Here is a 21,117-nt window from a genome sequence, read left to right as displayed (position 1 = left end):
CCCTGCCACGTTCGCGGATCGTCCCGGAGTTGCGGGGGCTCCGGTGCGGGAGATCAGCCCAGCACCCGCACCGGGCTCCCTGCCAAGAAGGCCTCGATGTCCTCGACGGCCTGGCTGAAGTACCCCTCGTAGTTCCGGCGCGTCACATATCCCAGGTGCGGTAGCGCGAGGAAGTTGGGCGCGGTACGCAGCGGATCGTCCAGTGGCAGGGGTTCCGTCTCGAAGACATCGGCCCCCGCCCCCGCGATCCATCTCTCGTTCAGCGCCCGCAGCAGTGCCGCCTGGTCGACGATCGCCGCACGCGAGGTGTTGACCAGGTAGGCGCTGCTGCGCATCTGGCGCAACTCCTTCTCACCGACCAGCCCCCTGGTGCGATCGCTGAGCACCAGGTGCACCGAGACGAAGTCGCTGCTCGACAGCAACTCGCCCGGTGACGCGGCGGCGACCGCACCCACCTCGGCGGCACGGTCGGCGGTGAGGTTCTGGCTCCACGCCATCACCTCCATGCCGAACGCCGCTCCGATCCGCGCCACCTTGCTGCCGATCTTGCCCAGCCCCAGCAGCCCGAGGCGCCGCCCGTGGAGATCGGCGCCCAGCGTCTGTTGCCAGGGGCCGCCCGACCGCAGCGCGGTGTTCTCCGGCACCACCTGCCGGGCCAAACCGAGGATCAACGCCCAGGTCAGCTCCGTCGGCGGCTCGGAGTTGCTGGCCGTACCGCACACGGTGACCCCATGGCGGGTCGCCGCGGCCACATCGATGGACGCATTGCGCATCCCCGATGTGATCAACAACCGGAGCTTGGGCAACCGGGCGAAGAGTTCGGCGGGGAACGGGGTCCGTTCGCGCATGACGACGACGATCTCGCAGTGCCCGATCGCCGCCACCAAGGCGTCCTGCGACCCGAGGTGGTCACTGAGGAACTCGGTCTCCACCTGCTGACCGATCCTCGGCCAATCAGCCAGGGACCGTGCGATGCCCTGGTAGTCGTCCAACACCGCACAGTGCAGCTTCGTCAAGGCGACCCTCCCGGATGGCGACCCCCGGTACGGGGTCGATGGTGCGGGCGACAGTACCCGTCACCTGCGCGGGGACCTCGTCCTGCCCCCGGCGCCGTTGATCCTGCCGTACCCACCACGGGCCCGCCGTTCCCTGCCCCGCCCCTTTTCCTCGTCAGGCGTTAAAACGCCTGGCGCGTCCTTCTCCCGGGGGTTAGGGTTCTGCCGTTCCCCGGGACGGAGGCGCGTGCCCCGCCCCAACGGCGATTGCTTGGTGAAGCAGGAGGTGAGGACGTTGATGACGGTCATGGTGCCGGGCGTTGCCCGCAAGCAGGAGTTCATCTTCCCCACCCCTGTGGTCCTCGGCTGACAGACCGACGCCATCCGCGCGTTCAGCGCGCGGCCGGGACCACCCTTCGAAGGGTTTCCCTTGTCACTCTCCACCTCCGGTACCCCCTCGTCGTCCTCCCTCGCCGCCTTCGGCTGGGACGAACACTGGGCGGCGGAATTCACCCCGTACCGTACGCAGGGCCTCATGCCCGGGCGGGTGGTGCGCGTCGACCGCGGCCACTGCGACGTCGTCACCGCTGACGGCGTGATCCGCGCCGATACGGCGTTCGTCACCCCCCATGACCCGCTGCGGGTCATCTGCACGGGCGACTGGGCGGCGGTCGACCCGGGCGGCGACCCCCGTTTCGTCCGCACCTATCTGCCCCGACGCACCGCCTTCGTCCGCTCCACCTCGTCGAAGCGCTCCGAGGGCCAGATCCTCGCGGCCAACGTCGACCACGTCGTCATCGCCGTCTCCCTCGCCGTCGAGCTCGACCTCGGGCGGATCGAGCGCTTCCTCGCCCTGGCCTGGGAGAGCGGTGCCCAACCGATCGTCGTCCTCACCAAGGCCGATCTGGTACCGGACGCGACCGGGCTGTCCTATCTCGTCGACGACGTCCAACACGCTGCACCCGGAGTGCAGGTCCTTCCCGTCAGTTCGCTGACCGGGCTCGGAATGGACGTGCTGGCCGCCGTCGTCTCCAGCGGGACGACGGTACTGCTCGGCGTCTCCGGAGCAGGCAAGTCCACCCTCGCCAACGCCCTCACCGGTGAAGACGTGATGGAAGTGCAGGAGACGCGCGACATCGACGGCAAGGGCCGTCACACCACCACCACCCGCAATCTCCTCGCCCTGCCCGGTGGCGGGGTCCTCATCGACACTCCCGGACTACGTGGAGTGGGACTGTGGGACGCGAGCACGGGAGTGGGACAGGTCTTCTCCGAGATCGAGGAACTCGCCGAGGGCTGCCGCTTCCACGACTGCGCCCACGAGTCGGAGCCGGGCTGCGCCGTGCTCGCCGCCGTCGCGGACGGTTCGCTGGCCGAGCGCCGTTTGGACAGCTACCGCAAGCTGCTGCGCGAGAACCTCTACATCGTCGCGAAGACCGATGCCCGGGTGCGCGCGGAGATCCGCAGGGACTGGCGGCGCAAGCACGCGGAGGGCCGTGCGGCCATGGAGGCGAAGCGCGGTCGCGTGAGGTGACCCATCGGGTGCGGCGGTCGATCGGCGGATGTGCGATCGACCGCCGCACCATGCGTCCACCCGGGCGACGGTGAGCGGTGCGCACGGCAGGGCAGGCGGAGTCAGCCCCAGATCACCGCGCCCAGCCAGGCGCCCGCCACCAGCAGACAGGCGAACAACTCCACCAGCACGCTCGTCCCCGCCGCCCGCATGACCTGCCGGGTGGCCGACATCGCCTGACCATGGCCCCCGAGCCGGTGCCGCTCGGTGCCGTAGATCCCGCCGATGAACCCCGGCACCGCCCCGATCACCGGCAGCAGGACGAACCCCACCACCGCGCCCGTACCGGCGAAGACCGCCATCCGCCGGGTGATGCCCACACCACGCAGCCTGCGTGTCGGCAGCAGCCACACCACCACCTGGTCGACCAGGAACAGCGCGGTGGAGGCGACGAGCAGCACCCAGGCCAGTCCCGACTGCTCGTGCAGCGACCACCAGAGCATCGCCGCCCATACGAGCCATCGCCCGGGCACACCGGGAACCATGACCCCGACGAGGCCCAGCACCATCACCAGGCCGACCAGCACGAGCTGCCACACGCCCATCTGCCAAGGGTGCGGTATCGGGGCCGGTCCCGCAGGTCGCAGGCCATCCCACCGGGAGGCGGAGGCACACCCTGCCTGCCGGTGGGCACCCTGCCTGCCGGTGGGATGGCCGGCCGTGCGGTCCTGGTCAGCCCCTCATAGGGCGCTTCACCCGGTGGCGTCGCGCGCCACCCACCCCTTGGCGTAGGCGTGCCAGCCCAACTGGAGCCGGGTCGTCACACCGGTCAGCTCCATCAACCCCTTCACCCTGCGCTGCACGGTCCGCAGCCCCAGGTCCAGCTGTTTGGCCACGCGTGCGTCTGTCATGCCGGCGAGGAGCAGGGAGAGGATCTCCAGATCCGTGGCATCGGGGCCGCCGGCGGTCTCGGAGAGACAGCCGGCCAGGGCGCCCATGCCCAACCGCAGGGGGACCGCCTCGCGCCAGACCGCATCGAACAGGCAGGTCAGCGCGTCGAGCAGGCCACACCCATGGACGACGAGCGCGGCGGGGTCGGAGTCCCGCCCGGTGAGGGGGACCATGGCGATGGACCGGTCGGCGATGACCAGCCTGGTCGGAACCTCGTCCACGACGCGGACCTGTGCACCCCGCTCCAGGACCCCGATGAGCTGCGGTACGGCACCGGAGACGGACAGCGCCTCGCGGGAGAGCACCGTTCGATGGCTGAATCCGCCGTACGGCGGGAGTCCGTCGATCCATTCGGTGCCCATCGGGTCGTGCACGGGGTGGTCCCTGAATCGGTCCACCAGGGGATCCGGGCCCACTCCACCGACGTGGTCCGCGACGGATCCGAGCTGGTCGAGGTCGGTGACCAGCGCACAGACCTCCTTCACCGCCCCGAGCCGCAACTGGGCGAAGCGGTGGGCCATCGCGCTCTGGCCGGTCACCAACTCCACCAGGTCGTGGTTCGTCGATCCGGTGGCTTCCGCACGGTACTGGCGGGCCAGTACCGCCGCGGCCAACTCGGCCTGGTCCAACTGCTGGCGTTGCTCGGTCAGCAGGGCACCGAGCGCCACCCCCGGGGGTGCAGCCACCCATCGCCCCGCGCGGGCCGAGGACCGGGCGGCCAGACCGCGCTGCTCCAGACGGCGCAGTGCCCGTTCCATTTCGGTTTCCGGCAGTGCCAGCCGGCGGGCGAGGTCGGTCACCTCGGCCGCCCCGAGCGCCACGAGAGCACGGTAGGCGGACTCCTGTCCCTCATCGAGACCTATCGCTCCGAGCACCAGACCCCTTCCAGCACCTGCCCTCCCGGGCCTGCACTTCCCCTGCATCCATGGCGGAAAACGGCCACGGCGTGTTCACGCCAATCCCATCATCCATGCACCATCCACCCCTGGACCACTACGAGTCCACTGTCACCTCACCAACCCCAAGGAATGGTGCACTTGCGTCGGATTCGGGGTGATTCAGTCGAGGTGCAACACCGTTCGGCCACGTGGGTCTTGGCCGAAACGACGGCCAAGGGGCAGGCAGGTCAGATCTGTTGATGCTTATAGGTTTTCGGAAAGCCCCATTCTCATGCGGCACTCACTGTGGACAATAAGGGCATGAGTCAGCAGGCCGAAGACGACTGGTGGAACCGGCTGTACGACGAGTCCACGCCGGACACGGGACCGACGACGCGTACGGGCGACACCCTGGATACCCGGTTCGACTCCGCCTCGGACGCGGTGACGCCGTCCGTACCTGACCCCAGGACCGCACCCGTTCCGGGAACTGCCCCGCAGCGACGGGAACCGCATCCGACGAAGCGCACCAACACCACCAACGCCAGTATCACCACCAACGCCAGTAACGCCCCGAACCGTGCGAACGCCCGCGACGGACAGGGGACGGAACCCGGACAGGTCGTCGCCCGGGCCGCCGACGAAGCGACCGAACGAGAGCGGCACGAACCGGTCGATCGGCCGTCGCGTCCCGTAGTACCGCCCGATGTGGCCCGCCCGGCGCCGTCGCCACCGACCGAGCCACCCGCGACACCGACTGAGCCACCCGCGGACCCTCCGCGAACGCAACGACGGCCCGCCGCGCCGACCACCCCGCACGCACCACGTCCCCGCGCCCCTTGGGAGCCTCCCGTTCCGGAAGAGCCGGCGGCACAGCCCGTCCCCCCGCCAGCCCCGACCGCCGCACCGCGCCCGCCCGCCCGGCCCGCCGCGGACGTCCCACAGCGGCCCAGCGTGCCGCCAGCCTTCGCCCGAACCCCCGGTCCCAGGACCACCGGCCCCGACCGCCCCCGCAGCGGATACGTCGGAGACCGCCCGCCCACCTACGACCCCGAGCCCACCGCGCTGCCGGCCGCCACCCCCGAGGGGCTCGGCCACACACCGTCCGACACCGTTCTGGACGGCGCCCGCTACGGATCCTTCATCCTGCGGGCCGCGTCGGTCCGGGGGGACTCCGCCCGCTACCGGGGAGAACCCCGGCGCGATGCGCTGCTGACCGTCCGCTTCGGCAACGGCACGGGTGCCCTTGTGCTGGTGGCGGTCGCCAGCGGGGTCAGGTCAGCGGGTGCCGAGGTCGCGCACCGCGCCGCCGCTGACGCCTGTCACTGGATCGGCGGAGCCGTCGGGCGCAGTCACGCCCGGCTCTCCGAGGACATCCGGGCGGGCCGTCGCGGCGATCTCAAGTCCGGACTGCACCGGCTGACCGACCGCAGCCTCGGCAAACTGCGCGCCAGCGCCGTCGACGCCGGGGCAGAGCCGGGCGAGTACCGGGCCGGACTGCGCTGTCTGCTGCTCTCGGCCGATCCCGCCTGCCGTACCCGGGTGTACTTCGGGGTCGGCGCCGGCGGTCTGCTGCGACTGCGGGACGGCGTCTGGCAGGACATCGAACCGGAACCCCCGCAGGGCACCACGGGCGAGCCGGTGCTCGGATACGGGTCTGCCCGTCCCCAGCAGCCGGGACCGGAGGAAGGGTCCGACCGGTCGCTCGACGCACCGCCCGAGACCCCCGCAGGCGACCGACTCACCATGGACCTGGGAATTCCCTCGCCTCCTTCGCCCTATGTCGAAATCCCCTCACCGGGACCGACGGAGCCCTTCCGCTTCCGTGCCTCGGTGGCACAGCCCGGGGACACCCTGCTGTTGTGCAGCCCCGGGCTGGCCGAACCGCTGCGCTCGGAGCCGGAACTCTCCGGTGAACTCGCCAACCGTTGGACGGCAGCTGCCGAGCCCCCCGGACTCGCGGCGTTCCTCGCGGACGTCCAACTGCGGGCGACGGGATACGCGGACGACCGCACGGCCGTCGCCGTCTGGGAGACCTGACCCCCCACCGGTACCGACACCGACCGCCGGACCGCACTGAGAGGCGAAACCCCGCCAGCCATGGGTTGATGGACCCTTAGGCCGTCAAGCCGTAGAAGGGTGCGCATCCCATGGCCAAGCAGAACGTGGCGGAACAGTTCGTCGACATCCTCGTCCGCGCCGGCGTCCAGCGTCTGTACGGGGTGGTCGGCGACAGCCTCAACCCCGTCGTCGACGCCATCCGCCGCAACTCCGCCATCGACTGGGTCCAGGTCCGGCACGAGGAGACCGCGGCCTTCGCCGCCGGCGCCGAGGCGCAGATCACCGGGAAGCTCGCCGCGTGCGCGGGCTCCTGCGGGCCCGGCAACCTCCATCTGATCAACGGGCTGTACGACGCCCACCGCTCCATGGCCCCGGTGCTCGCCCTCGCCTCCCACATCCCGTCCAGCGAGATCGGGCTGGGCTACTTCCAGGAGACCCACCCGGACCAATTGTTCCGGGAGTGTTCCCACTACAGCGAACTGATCTCCAACCCCAAGCAGATGCCGCGCCTGCTCCAGACGGCGATCCAACACGCGATCGGACGCAGCGGCGTCAGTGTCGTCTCGCTGCCCGGTGACATCGCTTCGCAGACGGCTCCAGAGAAGACCATGGAACACGCGCTGGTGACCTCACGACCCACCGTGCGGCCCGGCGACGCCGAGATCGACAAGTTGATCCGCATGATCGACGAGGCCGATCGGGTGACCCTCTTCTGCGGTAGCGGTACGGCGGGTGCGCACGCCGAGGTGATGGAGTTCGCCGAGCGGATCAAGTCCCCCGTCGGCCATGCCCTCCGGGGCAAGGAGTGGATCCAGTACGACAATCCGTACGATGTGGGGATGAGCGGTCTGCTGGGCTACGGCGCCGCCTACGAGGCCACGAACGAGTGCGATCTGCTGATCCTTCTGGGTACGGACTTCCCGTACCAGGCGTTCCTGCCGGACGACGCGAAGATCGTCCAGGTCGACGTCCGTCCCGAGCACCTCGGTCGTCGTTCCAAGCTGGACCTCGCGGTCTGGGGGGACGTCCGTGAGACGCTGCGCTGTCTCATTCCGCGTGTGCGGGTCAAGACCGACCGCAGGTTCCTCGACAAGATGCTGAAGAAGCACGCGGACGCGCTGGAAGGCGTGATCAAGGCGTACACGCGCAAGGTGGAGAAGCACGTTCCGATCCACCCGGAGTACGTGGCCTCGGTCCTCGACGACCTCGCCGACGAGGACGCCGTGTTCACCGTCGACACCGGCATGTGCAATGTATGGGCGGCCCGCTACCTCTCGCCCAACGGCCGGCGGCGCATCATCGGCTCCTTCAGCCACGGGTCGATGGCCAATGCACTGCCCCAGGCCATCGGCGCCCAGTTCGTCGACCGTGACCGGCAGGTCATCTCCATGTCCGGCGACGGCGGCTTCTCGATGCTGATGGGGGACTTCCTGACCCTCGTCCAGTACGACCTGCCGGTGAAGGTCGTGCTCTTCAACAACTCCTCCCTCGGCATGGTCGAGTTGGAGATGCTGGTGGCCGGTCTCCCCTCGTACGGAACGACCAACGTCAACCCCGACTTCTCGGCGATCGCCCGCGCGGCGGGTGCCTACGGCGTACGGGTGGAGAAGCCCAAGCAACTCGCAGGTGCGCTCAAGGACGCCCTGAAGCACAAGGGGCCCGCGCTGGTGGACGTCGTCACCGATCCGAACGCCCTCTCGATCCCGCCGAAGATCAGTGCGGAGATGGTCACCGGATTCGCGCTGTCCGCCAGCAAGATGGTGCTGGACGGCGGGGTGGGGCGGATGGTCCAGATGGCCCGCTCCAACCTGCGAAACGTACCCAGGCCCTGAGCGTCCCTCCCGACCCGGAACCGCTCTGGAACGGACCCGGCAACCGCTCTGGAACGGACCCGGAACTGCTCCGGACACCAGCCCGAAACCGGCCCGTCGGGTGCGTCCGCTCGCCGGTGCCGTCCTCCCGGGGGCCGGCGCACGCCCGGCGTGACCCATCGAACACGGCCCCGTGCCGACACTGCCGGATTCCGCCGGCCCAGCGCCACGGCCAGCGGGAACCATGGATCGGACGCCGAGCCGACCTCGTCGAACGACGGGAGTGCACGGTGAGTGCTCTCCGGCAATGGACGTAGACATGATCCGTCCCTTGCATGACGCGCCCTGCCCGACGCGAGCGGTTGCCCGTTCGGCATGAGTGGTGCACTCGCCAGAGGGCAATGCTCTCCGTGGAAGCGTTCGGTGCAACGAGTCGTGACACGGGTCCGACGTTCGGGTGGGGATGATGACAGGGAGTCAGGGCGGGGCCGGGCCCGGTGCGGACGGGAGCGCCGAGCGGGGCGGACGAGAGGACGAGGGCACGCACACGGCACACGACGTGCACGGTGGATGCGGGGGGCATGACATGTACGGGGGAAACCGGGCGCAGACGGATCAGGTGAGGTCGGCAGAAGTGGTGACACCGCCACCCTCCCGCCCTGCGCCCCAGCGGGGGCAGCAGACGCCGACACCACGACGGGAGCGGACCAATCACAACCAGGGGAGCACCGCACCCCAGCAGATGCCGTCCGCAGCCGTACGGGGCGTGCTGCGCAGGCGATTAGGGTGTACCGACCTCGGATCGGTGCCGGCGGTACGGGTGTTCATCAGGGAACTGCTCAGGGACTGGCAGGAGATCGAGGACCTCCATGGCCTCGGGGACGGTTCGCCCCGCCTCGACCCGCAACAACTCGCCGACCAGCGGGCCGACACCGCTGGTTCGGCTGAACTGCTGGCCAGCGAACTCGTCACCAATGCGCTGATCCACACGGAGCACGGCGCGGTGGTCACGGTGACCGTCGTCTCCTCCGTGCTGCGGGTGGAGGTGCGCGACTTTATGCCCGGTCTGCCCGTCCAGGACCCGCCGCACCCCGCAGCCCGGATGCTCCGTCCCGAAGGCCGCGACACGGTGGAACCGCCGTCCGTGGAGGACCTCTCCACCCATGGCAGGGGCCTGCTGCTGGTGCGCGAACTCGCCGACTCCTGGGGCGTGCGGACCCAGCGCGCGGGCAAGGTCATCTGGTTCGAGCTGCGCAAAAGGCCGGCCTGATGCCAGGCCGGCCTTTGACACTGCCTCGGGAGGGTGGTTACAGCTCGGTGGTTGCCTAGCCGAACTGCTGCTCCAGGTCTTTGAGTTTGCGCTCCAAGGAGTCCAGACGCGGAAGGGTCTGGGTGTCGTCCTCAGCGGTGAGGTCTACCCTGATGGGCTCAGACCCGGGGGTCGAACTGGCGGACCGGAGAGAGTGCCGAGAAGGAAGAGGCAGCTGTCCGGATCCTATGGCAGGCTCCGCGACGGGTTTTGAATCCGGCGCACCCGTCAGTGCTTGTGCAGAACCACCCGCCGCACCGGAGTTGAGCGCCGGCAGGTCCGGGTCCTGGAGGACGCGACCCCGACCCCAGGCGCGGTGCTGCCGGTTGAGGGCCTTTATCCGCGCCCGGTCCAACTTCTGCTGGTCGCGGCTGCGGGTACGGCTCTCCTTCTTGGCCTGACGGTCCTCACGCACTTCCTCGACCGCCTCATCGAGGGTGCGGACACCCTCAAGCAGCATCAACGACCAGGCGTTGAAGGTCTCGCGGGGAGCGCGCAGCCAGCGGACGACACGGATCTGCGGCAGCGGACGGGGCACCAGGCCCTGCTCGCGCAGTGCCGCCCGACGGGTCTGCTTCAGCGCGCGGTCGAAGAGGACGGCGGCGGACAGCGACATGCCGGCGAAGAACTGGGGCGCGCCGTCGTGACCGAGGCCGCGCGGTGCGTGCACCCAGTTGAACCAGGCGGCGGCACCGGCGAACGTCCACACCAGGAGTCGGGAGCCGAGGGCGGCGTCACCGTGGCTGGCCTCACGGACGGCGAGCACGGAGCAGAACATGGCCGCGCCGTCGAGACCGAAGGGGACCAGGTACTCCCAGCCCCCGGAGAGGTTCAGATTCTGTCGGCCGAAGCCGACCAGGCCGTGGAAGGAGAGTGCTGCGGCAACCGCCGCGCAGCAGAAGAGGAGAACGTAGGAAGCAGTGCCGTATATGGCTTCCTTGCGCCTTCGGCGCTCCTCACTGCGCTCCCAGGAATCCTCCACCTGGGGCTTGGCAGCGGCTTTCTTGCCGCGTGCGAGCACTACGACCGCCACCAGGACTCCCACGACCATCACGCCGCCGGGAAGCAGCCAGGTAAGCGATATGTCTCTCATGTGTTGGTGTCCCTTGCATCTGCATCGCGGTAGGGCATTTCGGCCGCCATAGTGACCGAAGTCCTGGCGATCCCAGGGGGTTTCGTGGCAAGAGAACGCCAATGGGGCCATACGGCATACGGATAGGTGTGTTTCGCTCGAACTGACGCGCGGTCAGAGTGAGGTGCGTACGATTTATATCACCCGGACGGGGGGCGTGACATCCATAGCGTAACCACCTCGATGCACCGTGACTGACGCGTGATCACTCGCCCGGAAGCAGCCTTGCGACCCGTGCGGCGTCGGAGGTACGAGGGCAGGTGACACAGGTGTCGTCCGGTCGGAGCGTGTAGAAGAGGCAGCAGCTCGCGCGATCCCGGGTGGGGAGTTGCTCACCCGCGGGGCCGTTCAGCACCCGGAAGCCCGGCGTGCCCACATAGGGCTTGGTGGTGCCCGGCAACAGCAACTCCAGCTCCGCCATGGCCCGCTGTTCCTCGCCGAGGCGGTTGCCGATGTACCAGAGCCCTTCCACGACCTCGTCGCTCGCCATGCCCCACAGCGCCCGCTTGCCGCGCCGCATCCGGGGGCCGAAACCGTTCAGCAGCGGTTCGATGTGCTCGGCGACCGCCGCCCGCAACTCCTCGCGCAGCGCTTCCTCGTCCGCGACCACGCGGGCGCCGGGGAGGGCTGCCGCGGGATCCCCGGGCAGACAGGAGAAGCCGGTGATCCGTACCGTCATCTGTCCGAGCGTCCGCTGGAGGCAGACGTTCTCCGCGGGCACCCGGGGCACGCGGCGGCGCAGGAACCAGGGGACGGTGAACAGGAGGCAGGCGGGCCACGCGTAGCGGTGCAGCCCGAAGCTCGCGATCACGTCGGGGCGGGCCTGTTCGCCGTAGTCCCTGAGCACCTGGGCGTTGTCCCACGCCAAGAAGGCGTCGAGCGCGGCCCCGCCGGCGGCGAGTTCGTGGGCACTGACCCAGCCGGGGCCCGAGGGCGTCGGTTCGCCGTTCGCGAGCTCCCGTATCCGCAGGGTGGGATAGACCTCGCCGAGACGCGCGTAGGAGTCTTCGAGGGGTGAGGCCAGCGAGGGCGTCAAGGCGGGAAGGATCATGCCGGGGACCACCGAATCGCGATCGTTAGCAGGTTAGCCTTACCTTACCCGACCGCATCGGTGTTTGAACTGGAGTCCAGTCCGCCTATGGTGCACCCATGGCCCCGCAACCGCCAGCCGGGTCGTCCCGCCGGTCGGAGGAGGACCCGAGTGGAGCAGGCCCGAGCACGTGCGACCGCCCGGCCAGAGCGCTCCTCGATCACCGCCGCAGCGGCCCCGCCCACCCCGTACGAGCAGGGCGAAGACCCCTCCGATGCCCGTGAGGGGAGCCGAACGACCCTGCCCGAGCAGACGCGTGGCGAACACTCCCGCACCCGGAACCGCCCCGCCGGCCGACCGCCCGAAGGGGCTGCCCGGATTGAGCGCCGCTCGGCCATGGCGCTCGGCACACCCGACGGCAGTACGGTGCCCTCCTCCGCCGGACCCCAGGGCGAACTCGATGGGACCGGGCAGAAGAACCGTCCGCCCCGGTCCGATGAGCACCCGCACACGGTCCGGCGCCACTCCGTGCGCGGACAGATCCTCCAAGCGTTGCGCACCGCGCTCGTCGACGGCGGGCTGACACCCGGAGAGGTCTACTCGGCCCCCGTGCTCGCCGAGCGTTTCGGAGTCTCCGCCACCCCGGTACGCGAGGCCATGCAGCGCCTGGCCGCTGAGGGCACGGTCGAGGTCGTCCCCAATCGGGGGTTCCGCATCACGGTCCGTACCCCCCGAGAACTGGCCGAGCTCGCCGAAGTGCGCGCCCTGATCGAGATTCCGGTCATGCTCCGGCTGGCCCGTACGGTCCCTTCCGCGCGCTGGGTCGAACTCCGGCCCCTCGCCGAGGCGACCGTGGCCGCCGCGGCGGTCGGGGACCGCGCTCGCTATGCGGAATCCGATCGGGCCTTTCACCGAGCGCTGCTCTCACTCGCCGGCAACGATCAACTGGTGGGCGTCGCGGAGGATCTCCATCGACGCTCACAGTGGTCACTCACCGGTGGGGCGATCGCCCGCCCTGCGGAACTGATGGCCGATGCGGCGGAGCACATGGCCCTCCTGGAGGCGCTGGCCGCCCAGGACCTCGCCGTGGTGAGCACGCTGGTGCGCGACCATTTCACCGGCGCGGAGGACTGAGCGTGTCCGGTCCGGCAGCGGTGGCGCCGCCCCCGGGGAGCCCGGGCCGCTGCCGCCGACGATCACAGGGAGGCGACCGATGACCGACCGATCCCCGCGACCCTTCCTCTACATCGTGGTCTGCGCGGCTCAAGTGGCCTCGCAGATCGACGAATTGATCGTCGCGGCGCAGCAGAGGCACTGGCGGGTGGGGGTCGTCGCGACTCCACAGGCACTCGGCTTCGTCGACCGGGCCGTCATCGAGGCGCGCACGGGCCTTCCGATCAGATCGGCCTGGCGCCGGCCCGACGAGCCGCGCCCCCTTCCGCCCCCCGACGCCGTCGCGGTGGCACCGGCGACCTTCAACACGATCAACAAATGGGCGGCCGGCATTTCGGACACTCTGGCGCTCGGCATCCTCTGCGAATCGGCGGGCTCGGGCGTCCCGATCGCCGTACTGCCCTGTCTCAGCGCCGCACAGGCGACCCATCCCGCCTACGTGCAGAGCCTGGAGCGGTTGCGGAGCATGGGAGTGCTGATCGACGACGCCGTACCCGGGGCGGTGACCTCGGGGGGTGGCTCCTTCGGCTGGTCGCGCGCGTTGGACCTGTTGGAACCGGCTCTCCCGCCCCGACCGCCGGCCTGAGCGGTCCCCCTGCTCGGTCGTCCCGCGGGGCGGAGCTGGGAACGGGTCCCGCCTTTCGATCCCCTACGCGGCGGGCTCCGGCTGAGTGGGGGACGGCGGTACCGCCTTCTGTACGGGGGGCTTCGCCGCCGCGGCCTTGGGCGTCTCGCCCTGCGCGGCCCCCTGCACCCCCTTGGTCACCGCGCGAGGGGCGGTCACCTGGGCTCCCTGGGGCGGGCCGCTCACCGGGGCCGGTGCCTGCGGAGCGACGGAAGCCGTCAGCTGACCCGCCAGCCAGACGGGGACCCCGCCGAGGAGCCGGAAGAGACGGCGCGCTTCGGCGCGCAACCGCCCGGCCTCCGGCTCGGGCTCGCAGTCGGCCAGCCCGGCGAGCGCCGACGCCGTACCGATGAGATAGCCCAACTCCACCCGGAGCCGCAGGGACTCGGAGTACCCCAGCCGTGCCTCCGCCAACTCGCCCTCGCGCAGGGAGAGTCCGGCCTGTTGGTGCCAGGTGAAGGAGAGCAGCAGCAGATCGCCCTGGGCGGTGGCCCCGTCGTGGGCGCGGCGGTACGCGGCCCGGGCCGCCTGGGGTGCCTTCGCGATGTGTTCGGCGACCAGACCGCGCCGGAAGTCGAGTAGGGGCCTGCCCGGTGAGGTGGGGGCGAGGAGCGCCGCGGCCCGGCCGAGCGCCGAGCGGGCCTCGTCGGCCCGGTCGCGCACGCGCAGCAGGGTTGCGGCGTAGGCCAGTCTGCCGCGCTCGCACGCGGCGCCGCCGCGCTCCTCGTCATCCTGTGCCACGGCTTCCGCCGTGCGGAGCGCGTCCTCCGCGTCCGCCCACCCGTCGCCGGTGAACAGACAGCGCTCGACCAGTAGTCCTGCCCGCTCCAGAGCTGCCGCCGCGTTGCCCGCGTGAGGTGCGAGCAGAGCCGCCGCGTCGGTCCAACAGCCGCGCGAACGCAGCCGCCACACCGCGGTCTGGAGAGGGTCGTCACCTGCGGTGGTTCCGGAACCAGACATGGCGGTATGCGCCACTATGCCCTCCCCGAGCACGCCATTGAGCTGTTGAGTAGATGGCATCTCAGCATGGATGGGGTTGCCCGGCCAAGGGTTCTGGTGAATTGTTTCACAATCCCTGGCCCGCCGATGGGTTCGGACTGACCCGGGTGATGGCCAAGATCGCAGGGGTGTGGCGGTCCTGAAGTCGGGGACGGCGTACGGAACTCGCCAACGGGCCGGGACGCTGGGGAGTTGTGAACCGGCCGACCGTCGGTCGAGTCCGCGGGGTGCGTCGACCCTATCGGTGGGCGGGCTCGAATCGCTGCCGTGAGGCACTTCGTCGAGCCCCCCCGATCGGCCCGCCCGTCAACGCCCTGCGCTGATCATCCACGCGGTCGGGATGCCCCTGGGGCCGCCCGGCTCGCTCCGAAGCGCGCTGCTGAACGGGGGATGCCGGGATCGGTGCCTTCGAGTCCCCGATGCCGGGCGGGGCACCCTGCGGACGAGTGTTCGAATACCGGCCACTCGGGCCGGAAAGGGCTTCCGAGGAGAGCGCTCTTTCCGGTCAGGGATGCATCAGGGATGCGGGAGTGGACGATGGGGTGATCGGGATGCGTGGGGCGGTCCGCGGATTCCCCCGAAGGAGGGGTGCGAGTTCACCCGGAAGAGGGCGAACGAGACGACGTCGGACGGCCCGCCCGGGAGCGTCGACCGAGCGCCGTTCGGGTCGGTTCAGGTCGGCGCGGTTTGCTCGGTTTCGCTCGGTGCCGCTCGGTGTCGCTCGGTTCCGCTTGTCGGGGTGTCGCTCAGCTCATCCGCAGCGCCAGGAAGAAGTCCAGCTTGTCCTCCAGTCGGGAAAGATCCCGACCCGTGAGCTGTTCGATCCGGCCCACCCGGTAGCGCAGGGTGTTCACATGCAGATGGAGCCGGGTGGCGCAGCGCGTCCAGGAGCCGTCCGACTCCAAGAACGCCTCCAGCGTCGGGATCAACTCGGCCCGGTGGCGCCGGTCGTACTCGCGCAGCGGGTCGAGCAGCCGGGCGGTGAACGCCCTGCGGACGTCGTCCGGGACGAACGGCAACAGCAGTACGTGCGAGGCCAGTTCATGATGGCCGGCAGCGGACACCCGGCCCGGTCGGGCGGCTGCCACCCGGCGGGCGTGCCGGGCCTCCTCCAGCGCCCCCCGCAGCCCCTCCGCCGAACTCACCGGGGCACTGACGCCCAGTGTCAGCCGCCCGTCGTCCGCCAATCCCGCGGACAGCGGCTGCTGGACCGTCCTGAGCAAGGCCTCGGCATGGAGTCCGGCCTGCACCACTCCCTCCGTGCCCCCCTCACCGGCGGGGGACGCCGCCGGCAGCGGCACCAGGGCGATGGCCTCCTGGCCGACGTGGGCCACGGCGATCCGGTCCGATGAGTCGGGCCCCGACGATGAGGGATCGATCAGGATCTCCTCCAACAACGACTGGGCGACCGGACCCACCTCGATCGCCGCGGAGTCCGGACCCCAGTCCACCCGTGCCACCACCACCTGCCAGTGCGGCGCGGAGCCCAGACCGGGCAACAGCACCGGGGCGGCGACCCGCAGCCGGGCCGCGACCTCAGCCGGCGCGGCGCCCGTCTGGACCAGCTCCAACACTTCCTGCGCCAGCCGTCGACGTACCGTACGGGCGGCCTCCCGCCGGTCCCGCTCGACCGCGATCAGCTGGGTGACTCCTTGGAGCAGGTCGAGTCGCTCGGCCGGCCAGTCCGCGGCATCCGCCTCGACCGCGAGCAACCAGTCGGACAGCACGCTCTCCCGGACGTCGCCGCCCTCGGTCTGGTCGCCCCGGCCGGTGTTGCGAATCGGGAAGAGCGAGTACGTCCGGCCCTGGACGGTCACCCGGTGCGGTCCGCGTCGTCCGCTGCGCACCGCTGCCAGCTGTTCACCCGCCAGGGTGGCGCCCACGGAGGCCGGCAGCTCGCCGCCCGCGATCCGTCGGCCGGTGGGGGAGAGCACCCAGGCGTGCAGGTCCAGATCGGAGCCGAGGAGGTCGAGGACGACCTCCGGCCCCCCTCCGGCCGGCCCCGACGTCATCAGTCTGCGGTGCCGGTCGACGACCGCGGCGAGATCGCCGGCTCGCTCCCCCGACACCTGGCGCACCACGTACTCCGTGATCGTGGCGAAGGCGACGGATTCGTTCACCGCGAAGAGGGGCAGCCGATGCCGGGCACAGGCCGCGATCAGATCGTCGGGGATGTCGCCGAGCTCCGCCTCACCCGCGGCCAGCGCGGCCACCTGGGCCGCCGCCAGGATGCGGACGAAGGGTTCGGTGTCCCGGGCGGATCGCCGCCACGCGAGCCCCGTGAGCACCAGTTCGCCCCCGGAGAGATAGCGGCTCGGGTCGCGCAGATCGGTGGTCATCACCCCCCGCACGCCGCGATCCAGCTCGTCCTCACCGCCGAGCAACCGCAGCCCCAGCGCATCGTTCTCCAGCAGTGCGCGCAGCCGCATCTCGTCGCCGCCGATCCATCTCGTTGTCGCGTGTTCTCGGCCCGTCACCTCCGACACCGCACGTCGGAGGTCCCGGGGGAGGGGCGGGGAGTGCCACCTGACCGTGACCACCCGGCTCGCCTTTCGTTCGAATCTACAAGATGCAACGGTCGACCAGCCAACTCCTTCATGGTTTCGGTGACTGCACCGCATGGAGGACGCCCTTGTGTACTGAGGCGACACCCGGTGAACACCACAGGGGCAGGGCCGGCCGACTACCGGCCAGCCGCGCCCCGCCCACCCGGTGGCCGTACGACGACGACAGCACCGGATCGGCCGCAGGTGGTGTTCCGGCCCGCGGCAGACGATCGGAAGAGAGCCGTTCATGGACTTCCTCCGCCCCGCCAGCTGGGAGGATGCGCTCGCCGCCAAAGCGGAGTACCCCGCGGCCGTGCCCATCGCGGGTGGCACCGACGTCATGGTCGAGATCAACTTTGACCATCGAAGGCCCTCCCGGCTGATGGACCTCACCCGCATCGGTGAGCTCGGCGAATGGGAGGTCGGCGACGACGGGGTCCGGCTCGGCGCGTCCGTCCCGTACGCCCGGATCATGGAACACCTGCGGACCGAGCTTCCGGCCCTCGCCCTCGCCGCGCACACCGTGGCCTCGCCGCAGATCCGCAACCGGGGCGGTGTCGGCGGCAACCTCGGCACCGCATCGCCCGCGGGAGACGCCCATCCGGCGCTCCTCGCCGCGGGCGCGGAGGTCGAGGCCGTATCGCTCCGCGGCACTCGCCTCATCCCCATCGACGACTTCTACACGGGCGTCAAGCGCAACGCCCTCGCTCCCGACGAACTGATCAGGGCCGTCCGCATCCGCCGGGCCGACGGCCCGCAGCAGTTCGCCAAGGTGGGCACCCGCAACGCCATGGTGATCGCGGTCTGCGCCTTCTCGCTCGCCCTCCACCCCGCCACCCGTACGGTCCGCACGGGGATCGGATCAGCTGCGCCGACACCCGTACGGGCCAAGGTGGCGGAGGAGTTCCTGGCCGCCGCGCTCGACGAAGGCGGGTTCTGGGACAGCGGCCGGCCCCTTCCACCTTCGGTCGCACGCCAGTTCGCAGAACTGGCCTCGGGTGCCTGCAATCCCATCAACGACGTCCGCGGCACGGCCCGCTACCGCCGGCACGCGGTCGGAGTGCTGGCCCGACGCACCCTGGGTTGGACCTGGCAGTCGTACCGCGGCCACGAGAGGAGCACCCCGTGCGGGTGAATTTCACCGTCAACGGACGTCCGCAACAGGCCGACGACGTGTGGGAGGGCGAAAGCCTGCTGTACGTGCTGCGCGAGCGCCTCGGGCTTCCCGGCTCCAAGAACGCCTGCGAACAGGGCGAGTGCGGCTCCTGCACGGTACGGCTCGACGGGGTGCCGGTCTGCTCCTGTCTGGTCGCCGCGGGACAGGCCGAGGGGCGGGACGTCGTCACCGTCGAGGGGCTCGCGGACCTCGCCCGACAGCGCGACGACACCATGGCCGAAGGGACCGCAGCCGGGTGCGCGGCGGAAACCGATCCGCTCGCACCGATCCAACGGGCGTTCGTCGACGCCGGAGCGGTCCAGTGCGGTTTCTGCACCCCCGGACTGCTGGTCGCCGCGGACGAGTTGCTGGAGCGCCACCCCGAACCGTCCGACGCCGACATCAGGGAAGCCCTCTCCGGCAACCTCTGCCGCTGCACCGGCTACGAGAAGATCATGGACGCGGTCCGGCTCGCCGCCGCCCGTCAGGCACCATCCGAAGGGGCGGTGTGAGGGACATGACCGAGATGCACACCACCACCGGTCTCAACCGGGGGACTCGCACCCGGGGCGGCATCGGGGAGTCCACCCTGCGCCCGGACGGAGTCCTGAAGGTCACCGGGGAGTTCGCGTACGCCTCCGACCTCTGGCACGAGGACATGCTGTGGGGCCACACCCTGCGCTCCCCGCTGGCCCATGCCGAAATCCGGTCGATCGACGTCTCCGAAGCCCTCGCCGTCCCCGGGGTGCACGCCGTGCTCACCCACGCGGACCTCCCCACGGACGTCCGGCACTACGGTCTGGAGATCCAGGACGCCCCGGTGCTCGCCCACCGCAAGGTCCGTCACCACGGCGAGCCGGTGGCCCTGGTCGCCGCCGACCACCCCGAGACCGCCCGCCGCGCCGCCGCCAAGATCCGCGTCGACTACGTCGAACTGCCGGTGATCACGGACGAGCAGTCCGCCACCGCACCCGATGCCGTCCTCATCCACGAGGACCGCGACGACCACTACAGCGCCCACGTGCCCCACCCCAACATCGTGCACCGGCAGCCGATCGTCCGCGGCGATGCGGCCCGGGCCGCGGAGCGCGCCGAGGTCATCGTCACCGGCGAGTACGTCTTCGGGATGCAGGACCAGGCGTTCCTCGGCCCCGAATCGGGCATGGCCATCCCCGCGGACGACGGCGGGGTGGAACTGCACGTGGCCACCCAGTGGTTGCACGCCGACCTCCAACAGATCGCCCCCGTCCTCGGTCTGCCCCCGAACAAGGTGCGGATGACGCTCTCCGGTGTCGGCGGCGCCTTCGGCGGCCGGGAAGACCTCTCCATGCAGATCCATGCCTGTCTGCTCGCCCTGCACACCGGCAGACCGGTGAAGATGGTCTACAACCGGTTCGAATCGTTCTTCGGCCATGTCCATCGGCACCCGGCGAAGCTCACCTATGAGCACGGCGCCACCAAGGACGGCAAGCTCACCCATGTGAAGTGCAGGATCGTGCTGGACGGCGGGGCGTACGCGTCCTCGTCACCGGCGGTGGTGGGCAATGCGGCATCGCTCGGCATCGGTCCCTACGTGGTCGACGACGTCGACATCGAAACCATCGCCCTCTACACCAACAACCCTCCCTGCGGGGCGATGCGAGGCTTCGGGGCGGTCCAGGCGTGCTTCGCCTACGAGGCCCAGATGGACCGGGTCGCCGCCGAACTCGGCCTCGACCCGGTCGAGTTCAGACAGCGCAACGCCATGTCCCAGGGCACGATCATGCCCACCGGCCAGCGGGTCGACTTCCCCGCGCCCGTGGCCGAGTTGCTGCGGCGGGTCAAGGCCCGCCCGCTGCCGCCGGAACGCCAGTGGGAGACCGCGGGCGCGGCGGCCGATCTGCGTGCGCTGCCGGGCGGTCTGTCCAACACCACCCACGGCGAGGACGTGGTGCGCGGGGTGGGGTACGCGGTGGGCATCAAGAACGTCGGCTTCTCGGAAGGCTTCGACGACTACTCGACCGCCCGGGTCCGGTTGGAGAGCGTCGCGGGTGAGCCGGTGGTCACCGTGCACACCGCGATGGCCGAGGTCGGCCAGGGCGGGGTGACCGTCCACGCCCAGATCGCCCGCACCGAACTGGGCATCGCCCGGGTCACCATCGCACCCGCGGACACCCGGGTCGGCTCCGCCGGCTCCACCTCCGCGTCCCGGCAGACCTATGTCACCGGCGGCGCGATCAAACACGCCTGCGAGACCGTGCGCGAACGCGTCCTCGAACGGGGCCGGCGCACCCACGGTTCGTACCACCCGGCCTGGGCCCACGCGGACCTCCGACTGGAGGACGGCAAGGTGGTCACCGACGGGGGCGAGGCGTTGGCCGACCTGGCCGAGGTGGTGGGCGACGAGCCGATCGAAGCCGAGGTCGAGTGGCGCCCCCGGCGCACGGAGGCTCTCGACCGGGTCACCGGTCAAGGCAACGGCCACATCCAGTACTCCTTCGCCGCCCATCGCGCGGTCGTCGAGGTCGACGTCGAACTGGGCCTGGTCAAGGTGGTCGAACTCGCCTGCGCCCAGGACGTCGGCAAGGCGTTGAACCCCCTCTCCGTCGTCGGGCAGATCCAGGGCGGCACCACCCAGGGCCTGGGGATCGCGGTGATGGAGGAGATCGTCGTCGACCCGGTGACCGCACAGGTGCGCAACCCCTCCTTCACCGACTATCTGATCCCCACCATCCTCGACACCCCCACCATCCCCGTCGATGTGCTGGAACTCGCCGACGACCACGCCCCCTACGGGCTCCGCGGAGTCGGTGAGGCCCCCACGCTCTCCTCGACGCCTGCCGTGCTCGCGGCCATTCGTGCCGCCACCGGTCTGGCGCTCACCCGGGTGCCGGTGCGTCCCGAACACCTCACCGGTACGACCGGCGGGTGACGGACGGCTCCCCCCGACCGTCACCCG

16 protein-coding genes are annotated in these 21,117 nt (G+C 70.5%); 9 read left to right on the top strand and 7 right to left on the bottom strand.

The features are described from left to right. Positions 1 to 53: 53 nt before the first annotated feature. Positions 54 to 1,016, bottom strand: a complete 963-nt coding sequence (locus ABZ348_RS14040; RefSeq protein ID WP_358932670.1) for a D-2-hydroxyacid dehydrogenase family protein — start codon at positions 1,014 to 1,016, stop codon at positions 54 to 56. Positions 1,017 to 1,425: 409 nt separating this feature from the next. Between ABZ348_RS14040 and rsgA the strand changes: the two genes are divergently transcribed. After that, positions 1,426 to 2,529: a ribosome small subunit-dependent GTPase A gene (rsgA, locus tag ABZ348_RS14035; protein ID WP_358932668.1), complete on the top strand. Its 1,104-nt coding sequence runs from the start codon at positions 1,426 to 1,428 to the stop codon at positions 2,527 to 2,529. A gap of 101 nt (positions 2,530 to 2,630) precedes the next feature. Here rsgA and ABZ348_RS14030 read toward each other — a convergent pair whose 3' ends face one another. Both ABZ348_RS14030 and ABZ348_RS14025 read right to left on the bottom strand, forming a co-directional pair. After that, positions 2,631 to 3,113, bottom strand: a complete 483-nt coding sequence (locus ABZ348_RS14030; RefSeq protein ID WP_358932666.1) for a DUF456 domain-containing protein — start codon at positions 3,111 to 3,113, stop codon at positions 2,631 to 2,633. A gap of 147 nt (positions 3,114 to 3,260) precedes the next feature. After that, the gene (locus ABZ348_RS14025; protein WP_358932664.1) at positions 3,261 to 4,334 is read right to left on the bottom strand and encodes a helix-turn-helix domain-containing protein; all 1,074 of its coding nucleotides are present in this window, start codon (positions 4,332 to 4,334) and stop codon (positions 3,261 to 3,263) included. Between the two features lie 324 nt (positions 4,335 to 4,658). Here ABZ348_RS14025 and ABZ348_RS14020 point away from each other — a divergent pair, with 324 nt between their 5' ends. The 3 genes from ABZ348_RS14020 (at position 4,659) to ABZ348_RS14010 (ending at position 9,479) form a co-directional block, all read left to right on the top strand. Then, positions 4,659 to 6,377, top strand: a complete 1,719-nt coding sequence (locus ABZ348_RS14020) for a protein phosphatase 2C domain-containing protein (protein WP_358932662.1) — start codon at positions 4,659 to 4,661, stop codon at positions 6,375 to 6,377. A gap of 110 nt (positions 6,378 to 6,487) precedes the next feature. After that, positions 6,488 to 8,230 carry a pyruvate dehydrogenase gene (locus ABZ348_RS14015; protein WP_358932660.1) on the top strand — a complete coding sequence of 581 codons (1,743 nt, stop codon included), beginning with the start codon at positions 6,488 to 6,490 and terminating at the stop codon, positions 8,228 to 8,230. Between the two features lie 721 nt (positions 8,231 to 8,951). Beyond that, positions 8,952 to 9,479, top strand: coding sequence for an ATP-binding protein (locus ABZ348_RS14010; protein WP_358932972.1), 528 nt, complete (start codon positions 8,952 to 8,954; stop codon positions 9,477 to 9,479). Between the two features lie 55 nt (positions 9,480 to 9,534). On the opposite strand, the gene ABZ348_RS14005 is transcribed toward ABZ348_RS14010, so the two are convergent. Both ABZ348_RS14005 and ABZ348_RS14000 read right to left on the bottom strand, forming a co-directional pair. Then, positions 9,535 to 10,611 carry a DUF2637 domain-containing protein gene (locus ABZ348_RS14005; RefSeq protein WP_358932658.1) on the bottom strand — a complete coding sequence of 359 codons (1,077 nt, stop codon included), beginning with the start codon at positions 10,609 to 10,611 and terminating at the stop codon, positions 9,535 to 9,537. A 244-nt stretch (positions 10,612 to 10,855) separates the two neighbouring features. Next, entirely contained in the window at positions 10,856 to 11,701 is an 846-nt protein-coding gene (locus ABZ348_RS14000) for a (2Fe-2S)-binding protein (RefSeq protein ID WP_358932656.1), read from the bottom strand. A gap of 375 nt (positions 11,702 to 12,076) precedes the next feature. Between ABZ348_RS14000 and ABZ348_RS13995 the strand changes: the two genes are divergently transcribed. Next, positions 12,077 to 12,814, top strand: a complete 738-nt coding sequence (locus tag ABZ348_RS13995; protein ID WP_358932970.1) for a GntR family transcriptional regulator — start codon at positions 12,077 to 12,079, stop codon at positions 12,812 to 12,814. A gap of 79 nt (positions 12,815 to 12,893) precedes the next feature. Beyond that, positions 12,894 to 13,439: a flavoprotein gene (locus ABZ348_RS13990; protein ID WP_358932654.1), complete on the top strand. Its 546-nt coding sequence runs from the start codon at positions 12,894 to 12,896 to the stop codon at positions 13,437 to 13,439. A gap of 63 nt (positions 13,440 to 13,502) precedes the next feature. On the opposite strand, the gene ABZ348_RS13985 is transcribed toward ABZ348_RS13990, so the two are convergent. Together ABZ348_RS13985 and ABZ348_RS13980 are read right to left on the bottom strand one after the other, a co-directional pair. Then, complete coding sequence (locus tag ABZ348_RS13985) at positions 13,503 to 14,438, bottom strand: hypothetical protein (RefSeq protein WP_358932652.1); 936 nt, start codon at positions 14,436 to 14,438, stop codon at positions 13,503 to 13,505. Between the two features lie 785 nt (positions 14,439 to 15,223). Next, entirely contained in the window at positions 15,224 to 16,906 is a 1,683-nt protein-coding gene (locus ABZ348_RS13980; RefSeq protein WP_358932969.1) for a PucR family transcriptional regulator ligand-binding domain-containing protein, read from the bottom strand. Between the two features lie 364 nt (positions 16,907 to 17,270). Here ABZ348_RS13980 and ABZ348_RS13975 point away from each other — a divergent pair, with 364 nt between their 5' ends. Genes ABZ348_RS13975 through pucD form a run of 3 tightly spaced genes read left to right on the top strand, consistent with a single transcriptional unit; the run spans position 17,271 to position 21,090 of the window. Further along, positions 17,271 to 18,158: an FAD binding domain-containing protein gene (locus tag ABZ348_RS13975; RefSeq protein ID WP_358932650.1), complete on the top strand. Its 888-nt coding sequence runs from the start codon at positions 17,271 to 17,273 to the stop codon at positions 18,156 to 18,158. Next, positions 18,149 to 18,691 (top strand): (2Fe-2S)-binding protein, encoded by a 543-nt coding sequence (locus ABZ348_RS13970; protein ID WP_358932648.1) that lies wholly within the window; start codon positions 18,149 to 18,151, stop codon positions 18,689 to 18,691. The genes ABZ348_RS13975 and ABZ348_RS13970 overlap by 10 nt, the downstream gene beginning before the upstream one ends. Positions 18,692 to 18,696: 5 nt before the next feature. Further along, complete coding sequence (gene pucD / locus ABZ348_RS13965) at positions 18,697 to 21,090, top strand: xanthine dehydrogenase subunit D (RefSeq protein ID WP_358932646.1); 2,394 nt, start codon at positions 18,697 to 18,699, stop codon at positions 21,088 to 21,090. Positions 21,091 to 21,117 lie beyond the last annotated feature (27 nt).

Origin of the sequence: Streptomyces sp. NPDC005963, from assembly GCF_040638655.1 — a bacterium.
Lineage (GTDB): Bacteria > Actinomycetota > Actinomycetes > Streptomycetales > Streptomycetaceae > Streptomyces.
This window is presented reverse-complemented; position numbering and strand designations above follow the sequence as displayed.

Bases quoted from the DNA above. Each gene is read 5' to 3' on its own strand.
- ABZ348_RS14020 (WP_358932662.1), top strand. From the start codon at position 4,659: ATGAGTCAGCAGGCCGAAGACGACTGGTGGAACCGGCTGTACGACGAG.
- ABZ348_RS13975 (WP_358932650.1), top strand. From the start codon at position 17,271: ATGGACTTCCTCCGCCCCGCCAGCTGGGAGGATGCGCTCGCCGCCAAA.
- ABZ348_RS13980 (WP_358932969.1), bottom strand. From the start codon at position 16,906: ATGCGGCTGCGCGCACTGCTGGAGAACGATGCGCTGGGGCTGCGGTTG.
- ABZ348_RS14015 (WP_358932660.1), top strand. From the start codon at position 6,488: ATGGCCAAGCAGAACGTGGCGGAACAGTTCGTCGACATCCTCGTCCGC.
- ABZ348_RS13990 (WP_358932654.1), top strand. From the start codon at position 12,894: ATGACCGACCGATCCCCGCGACCCTTCCTCTACATCGTGGTCTGCGCG.
- ABZ348_RS13985 (WP_358932652.1), bottom strand. From the start codon at position 14,438: ATGTCTGGTTCCGGAACCACCGCAGGTGACGACCCTCTCCAGACCGCG.
- ABZ348_RS14010 (WP_358932972.1), top strand. From the start codon at position 8,952: ATGCCGTCCGCAGCCGTACGGGGCGTGCTGCGCAGGCGATTAGGGTGT.
- ABZ348_RS14000 (WP_358932656.1), bottom strand. From the start codon at position 11,701: ATGATCCTTCCCGCCTTGACGCCCTCGCTGGCCTCACCCCTCGAAGAC.
- ABZ348_RS13995 (WP_358932970.1), top strand. From the start codon at position 12,077: ATGGCGCTCGGCACACCCGACGGCAGTACGGTGCCCTCCTCCGCCGGA.
- pucD (WP_358932646.1), top strand. From the start codon at position 18,697: ATGACCGAGATGCACACCACCACCGGTCTCAACCGGGGGACTCGCACC.
- ABZ348_RS14030 (WP_358932666.1), bottom strand. From the start codon at position 3,113: ATGGGCGTGTGGCAGCTCGTGCTGGTCGGCCTGGTGATGGTGCTGGGC.
- ABZ348_RS14005 (WP_358932658.1), bottom strand. From the start codon at position 10,611: ATGAGAGACATATCGCTTACCTGGCTGCTTCCCGGCGGCGTGATGGTC.